At 35.5% G+C, this 14,845-nt stretch carries 12 protein-coding genes; 5 read left to right on the forward strand and 7 right to left on the reverse strand.

Going from position 1 to position 14,845, the window contains the following annotated elements:
* The first annotated feature begins 321 nt into the window (after positions 1-321).
* Together DBO93_RS08615 and DBO93_RS08620 are read left to right on the forward strand one after the other, a co-directional pair.
* Positions 322-1,593, forward strand: a complete 1,272-nt coding sequence (locus DBO93_RS08615) for a mechanosensitive ion channel domain-containing protein (RefSeq protein WP_108455973.1) — start codon at positions 322-324, stop codon at positions 1,591-1,593.
* 137 nt (positions 1,594-1,730) lie between these two features.
* Complete coding sequence (locus DBO93_RS08620) at positions 1,731-2,510, forward strand: ZIP family zinc transporter (protein WP_239059151.1); 780 nt, start codon at positions 1,731-1,733, stop codon at positions 2,508-2,510.
* A 65-nt stretch (positions 2,511-2,575) separates the two neighbouring features.
* Here the strand turns inward: DBO93_RS08620 and DBO93_RS08625 are convergent, their stop codons facing one another.
* The gene (locus tag DBO93_RS08625) at positions 2,576-4,954 is read right to left on the reverse strand and encodes an EAL domain-containing protein (protein WP_108455974.1); all 2,379 of its coding nucleotides are present in this window, start codon (positions 4,952-4,954) and stop codon (positions 2,576-2,578) included.
* A gap of 690 nt (positions 4,955-5,644) precedes the next feature.
* On the opposite strand from DBO93_RS08625, the gene DBO93_RS08630 reads away from it, so the two are divergent.
* Positions 5,645-5,854 (forward strand): hypothetical protein, encoded by a 210-nt coding sequence (locus DBO93_RS08630; protein WP_108455975.1) that lies wholly within the window; start codon positions 5,645-5,647, stop codon positions 5,852-5,854.
* A 189-nt stretch (positions 5,855-6,043) separates the two neighbouring features.
* Positions 6,044-6,421: a nucleoside diphosphate kinase regulator gene (gene rnk, locus DBO93_RS08635; protein ID WP_108455976.1), complete on the forward strand. Its 378-nt coding sequence runs from the start codon at positions 6,044-6,046 to the stop codon at positions 6,419-6,421.
* 114 nt (positions 6,422-6,535) lie between these two features.
* Here rnk and DBO93_RS08640 read toward each other — a convergent pair whose 3' ends face one another.
* The 6 genes from DBO93_RS08640 to DBO93_RS08670 all read right to left on the reverse strand — a co-directional run bounded on the left by DBO93_RS08640 (position 6,536) and on the right by DBO93_RS08670 (position 13,989).
* Positions 6,536-8,545 (reverse strand): LTA synthase family protein, encoded by a 2,010-nt coding sequence (locus DBO93_RS08640; RefSeq protein WP_108455977.1) that lies wholly within the window; start codon positions 8,543-8,545, stop codon positions 6,536-6,538.
* A 156-nt stretch (positions 8,546-8,701) separates the two neighbouring features.
* Positions 8,702-9,067 carry a diacylglycerol kinase gene (locus tag DBO93_RS08645; protein WP_108455978.1) on the reverse strand — a complete coding sequence of 122 codons (366 nt, stop codon included), beginning with the start codon at positions 9,065-9,067 and terminating at the stop codon, positions 8,702-8,704.
* Positions 9,067-10,752 carry a phosphoethanolamine--lipid A transferase gene (locus tag DBO93_RS08650; protein ID WP_108455979.1) on the reverse strand — a complete coding sequence of 562 codons (1,686 nt, stop codon included), beginning with the start codon at positions 10,750-10,752 and terminating at the stop codon, positions 9,067-9,069. Before DBO93_RS08650 ends, DBO93_RS08645 begins: the two co-directional genes overlap by 1 nt.
* 428 nt (positions 10,753-11,180) lie before the next feature.
* Complete coding sequence (locus DBO93_RS08660) at positions 11,181-12,614, reverse strand: HAMP domain-containing sensor histidine kinase (protein ID WP_108455981.1); 1,434 nt, start codon at positions 12,612-12,614, stop codon at positions 11,181-11,183.
* 9 nt (positions 12,615-12,623) lie between these two features.
* Positions 12,624-13,289: a response regulator transcription factor gene (locus DBO93_RS08665; protein WP_108455982.1), complete on the reverse strand. Its 666-nt coding sequence runs from the start codon at positions 13,287-13,289 to the stop codon at positions 12,624-12,626.
* Positions 13,290-13,449: 160 nt separating this feature from the next.
* Positions 13,450-13,989 carry a manganese efflux pump MntP family protein gene (locus DBO93_RS08670; protein WP_108455983.1) on the reverse strand — a complete coding sequence of 180 codons (540 nt, stop codon included), beginning with the start codon at positions 13,987-13,989 and terminating at the stop codon, positions 13,450-13,452.
* A gap of 439 nt (positions 13,990-14,428) precedes the next feature.
* Between DBO93_RS08670 and DBO93_RS08675 the strand changes: the two genes are divergently transcribed.
* Positions 14,429-14,764, forward strand: coding sequence for a hypothetical protein (locus tag DBO93_RS08675; protein WP_239059152.1), 336 nt, complete (start codon positions 14,429-14,431; stop codon positions 14,762-14,764).
* The last annotated feature ends 81 nt before the right edge of the window (positions 14,765-14,845 follow it).

The raw sequence follows: 14,845 nt of genomic DNA on the forward strand, positions 1-14,845 counted from the left end.
CATTTAGTTTTTGAGCCAGTCATTGGCATTTGTTTTTACTTTCCCTTCTACTTCTATTGCAAGTTTGAATGAAATAAAGCGTTATCACCTAGCGATGCCTCTTGCGTTAGGTGATAATGGCTGCATTAAATTGTTAATATACATTCCTGTTCGATTTAATTGTTGTAGCTACCTTTAAGGTGCGAGTTAAGTTATTGTGCTACATGCGTTTAAATTGAGTTTAAAAGTTAAAATGGTAATGTAAATAGCTCTAAAACATGATTTTTTGATAAGTATGTTTATCACAAAAAACCTTCGAATTAAGTATAAGGTAACTAAATAATGACTGAAACAAGAGCGCAAATAAGAGAGTTTTTATTAGGTTGGTTTGGGCAAAACCTCCCAGGTAATGTCTTTTTTTGGTATGACATGTTAGTCATTGTATGGATAGCTACCTTTGCAATTGCGTTGCATTTTATTATTAGAGGCGCAGCTAAACACTTTTTAAAAGATACTTGTAAAAATAATGACACCTTAGAAGGTCAAAACCTAACGATAAAGTTAATTCAACGGCTTGCCAGACGACTTTCATTTGCGCTTCAAGGGGCTTTAGTTGTTATACAAGCGAAGCTCTGGATAGCCGAAGGAGTATGGTTTCTTCACGTTGTTGAGGTAGTAACCGATCAATGGATTATTCTCTTTGCATTATTATCGTTATTTACCTTTTTAGATATTCTTCAATCGATTTCTGACAGACGGGAAACTCGGGGGCACTTTCCATTAAGAGGTTTGCTACAAACCGTTAAGCTTGTTGCTAGTATTTTAACTACTATTTTAGCTGTGTCGTTACTGATGGATAAATCACCACTTATTTTATTGAGTGGTTTGGGTGCTTTGTCAGCGGTATTGTTATTGGTTTTTAAAGACCCTATTTTAGGTTTAGTGGCGGGTATACAGCTTTCTGCAAATAACATGCTTGCTGTTGGCGATTGGCTTGAAATGCCAAAGTATGGCGCAGACGGTGATGTAGTTGATATTGCTTTAACCACTGTAAAAGTGAGAAATTGGGATAAAACTATTACTACAATTCCAACTTATGCACTTATTTCTGACTCTTTTAAAAACTGGCGTGGTATGTCTGAAGCCGGTGGCAGAAGAATAAAACGTAGTATTCATGTTGAAATGAGTAGCGTTTGTTTTTTAAGCAAAGAACAATTAGGTGAGTTGAAAAAGGCGCAACTTTTAAGTGACTATATTGCCAGTACAATTACAGAAATTGAAAAAGAGAATATTGATAAAAAAGCCGATATGACTGTGATTCAAAATGGTCGCCGCATGACTAATGTAGGTACGTTCAGAAAGTATTTGGTATCTTATTTAAAAAATCACCCTAAAATTCATCAAGGGATGACGTTAATCGTTCGCCAGTTAGAGCCAACAAATTTTGGTTTACCTATTGAAATTTATGCCTTTACTAATACAACCAGTTGGAATGCTTACGAGGATATTCAATCAGATATTTTCGATCATATTATTGCAGTTTTACCGGCATTTTCACTTAGAGTTCATGAGTCGCCTACGGGTAACGATATTCGGCTGTTGGCAAAACATTAAACAACTAAACATTAAGTAACTAAACATTAACTTCAATATTGGTACTTTTACGTTTTAATAGGAATTTAAACGTATCGCTTTAGGCTTAGCCCTAGCAATAGGGCTTTAAATTAACAAAATACTAAGTAGATTTAACCATGATTAATCCAGCATTAGAGGCTGCAATTTGGGGTGGCGTTTCAGGGCTTGCACTTATACTTGGCGCCTTAGTGGGTTACTTTATTAATTTACCTCATAAAGTTATTTCCAGTATTATGGCATTTGGTGCGGGTGTTCTAATATCAGCACTATCATTTGAGCTAATGGCTAAGGCAACAGAACAAGGAGGGTTGTTATATGCCGTTAGTGGCTTTGCTTCTGGTGTTTTAGTTTACTCAATAGCGAATTACTTTGTATCTCATGGTGGTGGGCTTCATCGAAAACGCTCACAAGGTATACCCAAACATGCAAAAATAACAACGGATAAAAGCAAGATTGCTACATCTGCCGGTATGGCTATTGCTTTAGGCGCACTACTTGATGGTATTCCAGAGTCAGCAGCAATTGGAGTCAGTATGCTTGAAGGAGGCAGTGTTGCTTTAGTCACAGTTTTTGCGGTATTTATGTCTAATATACCTGAGGGGCTATCAAGTTCGGCGGGTATGAAAAAAGCAGGAAAAAGCGCTACTTTTGTTTTTACACTTTGGATTGCTATTACCTTAGTCCTAGCATTATCGGCTTATTTAGGCTTAACCCTTTTAGGGCAACTCGGTAATGAATATATTGGTTTTGCTACCGCATTAGCGGCAGGAGCTATCTTAGTGATGATCATACAAACTATGATCCCAGAAGCTTTTGAAGATATGCATGATATAACTGGCCCGATTGCAGCGGTAGGTTTTTTAGTCGCTTATAGTGCCAGTGAAATATTTAGTTAATTAATAGCGTTAAAGTAACCATTAATAATTCAGAAGCAATAGCACGTCTGGAGATGTAGTGAGTATTATTTAATAATACTCACTAGGCCATCAAACCGCTCTGGCTTATGTAAATAATACCCTTGTGCAAACTCAACGCCCATTTCTTCTAGATAAGCTAAGGCCTGCTTGTCTTCAACAAACTCTGCAACGATAACTTTCCCTAAGGTTTTCCCTATATTGCTAATAGCGTTAACCATCGCTTTGTCGGTATCATCGTTGGCCATATTTCTGACAAACGCGCCGTCAATTTTGAGATATTTCACAGGGAATTGCTTTAAATAAGCAAAAGAAGACAGTCCTGCACCAAAATCGTCTAATGCAAAACTGCTGCCCATAGCTTTGAGTTTTTCCATAAATTCGCACACAACAGTTAAGTTGCTAACTGCTGCCGTTTCGGTTATTTCAAAACAAAGGCAACTTGCAGGAATGTTATATTGCTTAATGGTGTTAATTGTATAATGAGTAAAATCTTCGTGATCAAAACTTTTACCAGAAATATTAATATGGCATACGTCTATATTATTCAATTTCAAAGGATGACGTTGTAGATGTTCACAAACTTTGTGAATTACCCAGCGATCTATTAAATGTACGAGATTAAAGCGTTCAGCGGCAGGTAAGAATGCATTCGGAGGGATAACTTCATTATTATCTCCTAGCATACGAACGAGTACTTCGATGTGCGTATTTTTATTGGCAGATAAAGGCACTATTTTTTGTGCATCTAGATATAACTTATCTGTATCAATAGCTCGGCGAATACGTTCAATCCATTCCATTTGAATGCGTCTTGCAGCAAGTTCTACATCATCTTGGTAGGTCATTATAACGCGGTTTCGACCTTGCTCTTTGGCCATGTGACAAGCTGAGTCTGCTGCTTGCAATATTGAGGCTTCATCACCGCTAGTGGCCATAATAGGGGTAATGCCAATACTACAGCCAATATTAAAGGCACGCCCATCCCAACTAAAAGGTAGTTGGCTGAGACTATCACGAAGATTTTCTGCCATTTTAATTGCTTGTTCAGGATCACAACAATCGAGGATTAAGCCAAATTCATCGCCACCTAAGCGAGCCAATAAGTCACTTTTTCTTAATTGACGACTGAACAGTTGTGTAACTTGCAATAATAGCTGGTCGCCTGCGAAATGACCCAGTGTGTCATTAATGACTTTAAATTGATCTAAATCGATAAAACATAGGCAATGGACAAAATTTTCACTTCGAGCTTTATGTAACGACTCGCTTAAGTAGCCATCAAAAGCTCTGCGGTTGATCAGGCCAGTTAAATTATCGTGACGTGCTTGATAACTTAATTCATTACTGAGTCGATGTTGTTCTGACACATCTTCAATAATACAAATGTAACGCACTTCAGACGGGTTGCCCCATTCGAATCGCGACATAGTGGTTTGCACCCATACAACGCTTTTATCAATAGTATGTAACCGTTGTTTAAAAGTTACTCGTTCACTTTCTCCTTTATCTAACAAAGAGCGCTCTTCATTAAATATATTACTATCATCTGGATGTATCAGCTGGTTATACCTTAGCTGCGACAGAACGGTGTAGTTGTATTTTAAAATACTACATAAGGCATTATTAGCTTCAATAATCCGCCCGTTTGCATCTAATTGAGCGATACCCACGGCAGCATTTTCGAAAGTACTTCTAAATTTATATTCAGAAACACGAATTGTGGCGGTTAATTTTTTAAGCAATAGTGTTGCTATACCACCTAATAGTAGAAAAAATATAACGCTGGCAATCGATAATAAAGAAGTAATAACGCGACTGGCTAAACTCATTTTTACCTGAAATTGACTTTGTGGTTGTGCTAAGCGATTGGTTATTTCATCGAGCTCTATTTGTACAGCTTCGACTTCTGAAGGGGAGGTTTGCAATGCTATAGGTAGCTTTTCAATGGTATCGCCTAATCTTATTACCCATGGATCAGAACTTCTCCACGCTGTAATAGCATCGTTAAAATAAGGTGCATTTTGAAATAAACGAAATAACCAAATCATTTTTGCAATATCGTCGGGGTGATTTCCACCTTGTAAAAAGCTGCGGTATGCTGATTGATAATCTAATTTATCACGCTCTAAAATAAGACGGCCACGCAGGTGCCCAAGTGGAATTTGATATTTTTCGCGTGTGAGTTGTAGTTCACGAGGATCACCAGAATTTACATACTTTTTAGCTTGTCTAACAGATTCACTGACCCCGTGAGACCAGTTACTTAAAGCGGCTAAATAAACAGAAGTACCAGACTGAATCTGAATGATTAACAGCGTAAAGCCAATGGCGATTGCGCCAAGTAATGCGAGCAACGATACCGTAAGTTTTAGACGGTAGCGGTTAGATTTCTTTTTTATTTTTGTACCCAATACGCTTAGCATAGTTATCCTTTATTGAGCAATAATAATGCATGAGAATCATGTCAAGTTATAAACGGCTAATTCATTGTAAATTAAGATAAACACTATTAGCTTACCCGAGCGGTATTTTTAGTCAATAAATAACGTAAATACTGCTTAAGCTAAAAAACGTAAAACTGTAAACATGATTTATTTTTGTCTAGTTAAACTAATAACCTTGTTATTTTATAGTTTTATTCAGAGCTATAATTATAAATTTTAAACTTATAGGTTCGCTCTTTCATTAACCTTTTTAGCTCATATTACATTGTTATAGTATGGTGCAAAAGTATGGTGAAAAACATACTATAATTTAACCTAGAATGTATACTTGAATAAATACCTACACTTGAAATTTAACTGGTTGAGCACCATGTAATTTATAACCTAAGTTACACCAACTTTAATACTACTTTAATAAATTTAAGCTAAGATTATAAAATGCTTACATTATCATTTATACAGTTTGTTGCCCCAGTTAATGAACTTGTTATTTCATGGATGCTACCTATATGCATCTTACCTGATTTCGGTGGCTAAGCGCTTTTTACTTAGTCACCCAGCCCAAGCACTAACTTACATCATTTCAACGTACTCATTGTACTAGCCATACTTAGCTTGAATTTATGTAATCAACTTTAACACTACTTATTCAAGATTGAGAACAGGTATATGAAAAATATTTTTTGGGATTATCTCTTTGAATCATCAGAGTTAATAGAGAATGCTACGAATGATAAAAAAGCAGTTTATGAGTTGGTTTCTGCTCGATTAGAAACCATTGAGTTACTTTATGAACGTAGTTTTGAACCAGTAGATTCTTATGAAGAATTTGTGGCAGTTAAATTAATTAAAGCAATCTCACAGGTGATAAAAAAGTAATGTTTTCGAGTGTGCATTGCAATAACAAACCATTAGTTACTGGCTTAAAGTTTATTGCGCTTAAATGCATCACTCAGTAGGTATGTTTAAAAGGAGTTTATTATTGAAAATTAGCGACTGTTTATATTTTTAATTTATACATACAAATTATGTTTCTTGGCAAAATTTTTAATAAAAGAGGGGTATACAATGATTAAACCAAAAATAATTATTAGCAATGAAGATTATGATGCCTTACAGGCTATGTTAGAAAAAGAAACTTTTATGCCGTCTCATGACTTACTGATAGCTGAATTGGATCGGGCAAAAATTGTAGCAAAAGTTAAATTGCCCAATAATGTAGTAAGGATGAATTCAACCGTAAAATTTACCATGCTTTCGACACAGAAAACATTTTCCTTAAAACTCGTTTATCCTAAAGATACTAAGGAAAGTGGTACTTTATCTATTTTGACCCCTGTTGGCAGTGCCTTAATTGGCTTATCTATTGGTCAAGAGATCGAGTGGCCTATAGAGAACAACAAAACCACTGTTGTTCATATAGACTCCACTGATTGTACCGATTAGTTAATTCGCAAAGGATAACGGGGTGAGTTTGCAGTAGGAGCTACCCCGTAATAAAATGTTTAACATTAGTTTGATGAACTTAAGTTAATGTTATTCGCTTTAATAGACGCGACACTAGTTTGATACCACTTTATTTGTTGGGTCAGCGTTAATCAATTCATTTGGCATCGCATACCATTGATTTTCATAAGCTAAACTTCCCCATAAAGCATGCGCTAAAGCAACTTCTGATAATGCTTTGTTATGTTCTACAGGCATAAGTCGCTGCTCTTTTAAGTCATAATTAAAACTAAGTGGCTGTTTTTGTGGCTGTAAAATACTGACCCCACTTTTATTCATGTAGGCAAAGTTATCAGCGTACTGCATCATAGCTCGCTCAGAAATATCAGTTTTATTAAGGTCATGCCCTAGCATTGGCGAGTAATTAGTAACCCCCATTAGCGATAATAATGTAGGTGCAAGATCAATTTGACTAACAATTCTTGTATCTAAAAAAGGCTGCTTTGGTGAATTAAGAATAACGCCAGGAATATGAAAGTTCTTAATCGGCACAAGATCATTGCCCAATGCTCTGGCATCGTGATCGGCAACCACTAAAAATATAGTGTCCTGCCAATAGGGCTGCTGCTTCGCTTTGGCGATAAATTTTCCTAACGCATAATCAGCGTATTGTATTGCCTTATGGCGCGATAATTCTTTTTCATTAAACTGGCTCAATTGTTCAGAAGTATAGTGAATGGGCGTAACGATACCGTCAGGAATTTCAAAAGGGTCATGATTACTTGATGAAAAAATAAAGCTAAAAAAAGGCTGGTTGCTGTTGTGAAGTTTGGTGAGTTCGATATCTGCCTGATTAAATAGGTCGTCATCACAAACGCCCCATGAACCGACAAACTGTGGGTTTTGAATATCTTTAAAATCAACAATATCACTAAAACCATTACCTAAGAAAAAGCTTTTCATGTTGTCGAAGTGACTCTCACCACCGTAAATAAACTGGGTAGAATAATTTTGCTTGGCAAGTAAACTGGCAATAGTAAAGAAGCCGGTTTGTGATTTGTCTAACTTCACCACTGCTCTAGCTGGTGTTGGCGTAAATCCTGTAATTACAGCTTCAATACCTCTGACTGAACGGGTACCCGTGGCATATAAGTTCTTAAAAGCCCAGCCTTCACTATTAAGTTTGTCGATTTCTGGTGTTAATGATAATCCACCTAAAGATGAAACAAATTGTGCACCTAAACTTTCTTCTAAAATAATAACCAGGTTCTTAGGTTTACCTTGATAGGCAGGTAAACGTGAAGTTAACGAGGGGAGTGATTTGCTACTAAAATCTTGTGGAAGTAACCCTGTTTCTTGCTGTACAAGCTTAATTACTTTTTCGGTTGTCATATTACCGTATAGCTTTGAAGCATTTTTTTCATCACCCAGCTGTTTGAATGCGTGGGCAACGCTATAAATAGAATTTAATGTTAATGAATTAATTAGTGGATCTGTAGAAAAGTATACTAATGATGGGTTAATTGGGCGATGGCCAACGGTGCCACGAGCACAAAGAGCTAATACTAAAACTAAAAACACAAACGAAAAACTCGACGACATTAACGTAGCGTTAGATTGCGATGTTTTATTGCTTATAACATTACTTAAAAATGACCAAAGATATTTTCCAATAATAGATAACAGTAATAGAACTGTGATTAAAGTAAGTAAATGACCATTGATTAACATGTTGAATACCTCGTTTGGGTACGGTAAGTATTCGATAAATAATCGATTAGGTCTAAAGCCGTATTCATTGATAAAAGCAGGTGTAGCGAGTTCAAAGAAGAGTACACAGATAAATATAAAGAAAAATATACCCTTTAATATCTTGAGCCATGTTTTATGATATTTAGTCATCATTAACCATGGGTGCAAAATGGCCGGTATAAGAAGTAAATAACCTAAAACACTTAAGTCAATTCGAAACCCGTGTAAAACTAGGGTTAGCATGCTAGTAAAGTTATCGAATCGGTCAATTTTCCATATAGCTAAGCCCATGCGAGAAATAAACAAAATCAGCACAAGTATCATGGCAAATAAAATAAAAGGTCGAAGTAAATTGAGCGTTGTTTTAAACATTTAAAGTAATACCGCTATTAGAACACGGTACTACTTTATTAAACGAAACTTAAGAAAGGCTTAATTTAAACTGAAAATAGGCTAATTTTTATGATTTTATAAACCATTTTTGCTAGCAAATTAACTCGCCATTTAACTCGTCATTAGACATAAGTTTTAAAGCAAGATAACAAGCCAAATACTGCTCGCAATAATCAAGCTTAAAAATACCGCGGCAGAGCCTAAGTCTTTTGCCAACCCTGAAAGTGGGTGTATTTCTAGACCGACCCGGTCGACAACTGCTTCAATTGCGGTATTCACTATTTCCGTAAACATAATAAAGACTATTGCCAGTACCAAAAAGACTTGTTCTTTGGCACTTATATCGAATAAAAAGGATATCGGAATGGCAATAATTAGCAGTAACAACTCTTGCCTGAATGCGGATTCATTTAGATACAACCATTTTATCGCTCTAAATGAGTTTAACGACGCTAATATTACTCTGTTTATGCCTTTAGGCTTATTGGTATTGTCGAACACTAGTTTATTCTCTCTATATTAAATGCGGATGTTGAGTTGGTACGTACTATTGCATGCTCTGATTTACAATCAATGAACGGGTCGTTTTCAATATTATATGCTTTGGATTTAACAGACATAATACTTAATAAAGTATCAAAAACATTGTCATGACTGATACGAGATTTTGATAAATCACGCAAGCAGGCAGTATTAAAATCAGCTTGCATAGTGTCGGCCCAAAAAATCATCGGTACATGTGTTTGCTCTTCAGGTGCAAACGCATAGGGCAGGCCATGTAAATATACACCGCTTTCACCTAATGACTCGCCATGATCTGATATATAAAGTAATGATGATTCAATATTATTTTTTTTGTCTAAAACACTTAATTCATTAATAACTTTTGATATAACAAAGTCGGTGTAAGCAATAGTATTATCGTAAGTATTTAGTAATTGCTCAGGACTACAATTTTGAATGTCGCTGCGTTGACAGTCGGGTGTAAAAACACTTTTCTCGCTAGGGTAACGCTTAAAATATGTGGGTCCATGAGAGCCTATCATATGCAGAACAATGAGCGTATTGTCATTTGTTAGCGAATTAAGTTTTTGCTTTAATGGAGCTAACAACGCTTCATCAAAACAATATTCGCCATCACATAACGGGTTAGATTTATCGGTATCGACCTGAATGGTTTTTACACGGGTACATACGCCTTTGCAACTGCCATTATTATTGCTGATCCATAATACGTCAGCACCCGCTAAATTTATTAAATCTATAGCATTTTGTTGAGCGGTAGCTGTGCGTTTGCTGTAATGGTTTTTATCTAATCTTGAGAACATACAAGGGACTGATACCGCAGTTGCTGTGCCGCACGAACTAACATTAGAAAACGATATAACTCCTTGTTTTTCTGTATAGGCATTTGTTGGTTTTACATAACCATTAAGTGAAAAACTTTGTGAACGAGCTGTTTCGCCTAATACCATCACAGTGACATGCTTACGCGAGTTATCGCGAACAATTGACGGAGCGGTATCTAACACTTGAAACTTAAGCGGAGGATAAAAATAGTGATTCCTGATGAATTTATAAGAGGCATCAACCATTTTATAAGGTGTAATGTAACCTAGTAAATCCTTATTGTTTCTGCCCACAGAAGCATAATTAGAATAAAAAACACTCGCGATTAATAATGCCACACCCAAGCTGAAGCTAATGACTTTTAAGCGACTTAACAGCTCTCTAAAAAAAGGTTTATAGGTTAGTTTTACTTTATAGATTAAAAGAGCGGGTAAAATACCAAAAAATAAGAAAAACAAAATAGCCTGCAAGTTAACGTAAGACAGTGCTTCGGCGGAGTCTGTTTCAATGGTATTTTGCACCATACCGTAATCAAATACGATGCCGTAAGTAATCGTGCCGTAGAATATAAGTGATGAAATAATTACCGTAATAATAAGCAGGGGTTTGGTCAGCCTGCGAAAAGCAAATAGCCCTTGAATTAGCATGGTTAAAGATAATATAAAAATGGGCAGTGACATTAAAAATATCACATTATAATTATCTAGTGCCGTGATTGCTTCTGTCGCTTTGGTTAAAAAAGGTAGGTTTAAAACTAAAGCAATATAGCAACAAGTAAAAAACAATAACTGATTGGTTGTTATAGTGATATTTTCAATTTTACGTAATATTTCCATCACTTAAACAGCCTTTAAGTCGAGTTTTTTGACTAAAGCTGATGAGTTTATATTGAAAACTCGACGACATATTAACTTGTAAGCGGAGCTAAGCGCCTCAGGTTTGTCTGTAAGCAAGTTTGCAAACGCTGTTTTTAACTGTATAACGTTTGAGTATGAGAACTCAGGGATAAAATTTGTCATATAAACACCTATGGGTAAGTGTTTATATTTTAAATTGTTAAACTTAAGAAGCGCTTAGGGGAAACTGATAATTAGCTTAGAATAAACTTAACATTCAGTAAAATTACTTGTTAAAAATTCTAAGTTAAAAGGTTTCTTTGATAACTAAATGTCGATAATTATTTGATGATAAACAACGATGATAAGCAATGCTGATAAAAAACCGTTAATAACTAACGGCTAATAATTTCAATTAACGAGACAGCTTATATTGTAATGGTAAAGGTTATTTCTTTTTCTGCTGAAATGGCTACATTCAAATCTGCCGATATATTTTCACAATAAGATTTTACAATAGCTAACCCCAAACCATATCGGTCAGCTGAAGTGCGTGAAGCGTCTTTTTGCCATAAAGGATCAAAAAACAAGGCTAAATCTTGCTCAGTATAATCATGCTGACTCAAGTTAGTTAATTTGATTACAACTCGCTTTCCTTCTTCACAAGGTAACACTGTGATAGTCACGGGTGTTTTTACAGGACTATAGTAAAGCGCGTTATTGAGAAGGTTACACAATACAGTTGTTAATGCGAACTCATTGGTGTGAATATGTTCACATGAGTTATCAAAAATAACATTTATTTCCCGCTTAGCTTTGTTCTCCATTGTTATAACCGCATTAATTAACGGTGCTAGCTCCACTTGTTGTTTTTCTAAGGCGGTACTATTGGTACTTTTTTGCAGCAACAATATACTGTTGACGATATTTCGAAGCCGTTCAGTAATGTTAAGTACGTCAACTTTAAAATTATCAACTAACTGTTTTTCGTGGGGGAATTTAATCGCGACTTCACTTAAGTTTAATAATTCTGCAATTGGCGTTTTTAACTCATGGGCAATATCTGAGGTAATACGTTTTTCACGAGAATAGAGAGTTTTATTTTCACGAATAAAATGATTAATACCGTTAGCAATCACGATCAACTCTTCAGGTAAATTTTCGGTGTTGATCGCACTGATTTCAGAGTTTAAGCTGATTTGCTGTAGCTCGGTATTGAGTTGCTCAATTGGCTTTAAACCGCGCTCTACCACATTAAAAACAATTAACCTTACCGCTATAACAGCAAGCAATGAAGAGAATATAAAAATAATATCTACAAACCAAAGTATTTGATTTAAGCCTTCATTACTTATAGCGTAAGCCAATTCCATTGTTTTTTGATTATTGGCTATTTGCAATGTTGAAATCGCATTATTTTCTCGTTCATCAGAGTCAATTTGCGGCTTAAACTTTGTAAAATACATTTTACCTGAGCGACCATCAGGCAAAGTGATGTTACTAATGGATGATTGGTGGAGTTTAACTTCAGCTTTAGGGAGTTCATTAACATCAAATAGCTCAAGCGTTTGAGAGCGTTCAAATACCTTGTTATCAAGCCATAATTGAAAGTATTCTGGATCGTTATTACCTGAGAATTCAGGCATAAATTCATCAGCAAAGTCAAACTCTATGCCATGAACTTCATCGCTGTCTTCACTGATTAATGTTGTGAGTAAATTTGCTTTGTTGGTCATTGCACGGTCAAATTCAGCACTAATCCAACTATCAACAGCAAGATCAGTAACTAACAATATAGACACTAATAATATCGATATTGATATTGAGATATAACGGCTTAGTTTTTTCTTAATAGAAATCATTCATGGGTCTCAACAAAAATAACCAAAGCCTCGCTTGGTTTTAATGGGTAGGTCGTAGCCGAGTAACTTAACCTTTTTTCTGGCGGTTGATAAATGAGCCTCAATTGAATTTTTAGCAATAGCGTCATATTGTCCGGCTAAATATTCACTCAATTTTTCCGGTGATATAACTTTACCTTGATTAGTAAAAAGGCATTCTACTAACTTATATTCATTGGGGGTTAAATTCGTATCAATGCCATTACAGAAGAGTTGTTTTAAATGTAAGTCTAATGAAAAACTTCCAATATTAATCGTATTGTCGTTAACGTTTAACGAGCCTCTGCGCATTAAGCAAAGTAGTCGAACATGTAACTCATCAAAAGAAAAGGGCTTAGTAAGGTAATCGTCAGCGCCATTAAGTAGCCCTTCAATTTTATCTTCAGTTAAGTCGCGTGCCGATAAAATAAGCACACGAAGATCTTTATTGGCTTTTCTAATTGCTTTGAGTATTGCAGTGCCATCAACAGAGGGCAGCATTAAATCAAGAATTAGTAGAGAATAATCACCAGAGAGCGCCATACTTAAGCCTTCAGACCCGTCGCCAGTATCATCTACGGTATAACCTAAATTAGATAAGCCAATTTTTAAGCTTCTTCTTAAAGATGTTGAGTCTTCTATAATTAAAACTTTCAAAGTCACTCACAATAAATAAACATTAGTACCCATAAGATACCAGACTAAACTTAAGATTTGCTGAATTTAACGTTAAAAATTAATAGATATTCAGTATTTATCGCAAAACTAGATAAAGCTAATTTTAGTGACTTTAGGCTTTAACAATGGTGATAAATGCTTACATAAATAATATTTTTATCGCTATCAGTATTAACACAACTCCTCCGAGAAGCTCAGCTTTGCTTTCAAGCCAAGTACCACTTTTATCGCCAATATAAACGCCAAACACACTAAAGAAAAAGGTAGTCATGCCAATAATAGCGCAGGCAATAAATGGGTTTACGTCAAGTATAGTTAGCGAGAAGCCTGCTGCCATTGCATCTATACTGGTCGCTATGGCAAGCACCAACATAATCCTGTGGGTGACTTTTGCTATATCTTCTTCTATGCCATCTGAAAATGACTCATAAATCATTTTAGCGCCAATTAATACCAATAGAAAAAATGCAACCCAGGGAGCATAAGCTTCTATCCAACCAAAAACACCTCTACCGCCCATATAACCAATTAAGGGCATTAAGCCTTGAAAAAAACCAAAATATAACCCACATGCCATGGCAAGTGAGGCTGTTTTATTTTTGTTTTTAGCGCCTAAACCAATAGAAACAGCAAATGCATCCATACTTAATGCCAATGCCAAAATTATAATCTCAAACATTTATCAATTCCGAATAATACAAAACAGGTATAGGCTAAATTTAAAGCCTGAGTATAGCTAACTTGATGTTAATAATACTAAAGTTAAAGGGAGTTTACAGCGATTTTGTTAATGATATAAACAGCATATTGTACGATTTTATCTGCGTTAGTACGTAGGTAAAAACGATATCTAAGTTTTTACCATTTCTAAATTCTCTCGGGTAGTTATGATAAACTCTTTACAAGTATGGGTGGTAGTGAATTAAACAGACTTCTAAGTTCGTTCAAGCTTAATAGCCTAGTAAGTGTGTTTATTTCGTTGAATATAAACTTAAGCTGTGCGACTATTGCGATCAATTATAATATTTTGTTGATTGCTTGTGACTTTAAACTGCTCTAAAACATTAATAGTACTGCTAGCTTGTTTGACCTTTGTTGGTCAAGCTATGGCGTCTACTATGATGTCTTATCAAATGTTGAGCATGTTAAGTATGAGTTCACATTCACAAAATATGTCGCAAGATATGCCTATGATGGACCATAGTAATCATAATATGTCTGGTAACTCTTCAGACAACTCGTTCGGCATGGATGAGTCAGCAGAAAACAATTTTGAAGATTGCTGTAGCACTATTTGTAAATGTTATATGGGAGGTTGTTCTAATGTTGCAACCTTCATGAATAATTTCAATCATAACCTCATGATTGTTAATCCAACCAAAATACTAAACTATTCTCGTGTGGCTATCAGCCAACAACCTTCATCACTCTACCGTCCGCCAATATTAAGTTAAGTACAGCATAAATGTATCCAAAATTTGGTGCATTTATCGTGTTATTCGCTGTATTAGGCTTTTTTGAGTTCAATCGCTAGA

It is taken from the genome of Colwellia sp. Arc7-D, assembly GCF_003061515.1.
Lineage (GTDB): Bacteria > Pseudomonadota > Gammaproteobacteria > Enterobacterales > Alteromonadaceae > Cognaticolwellia.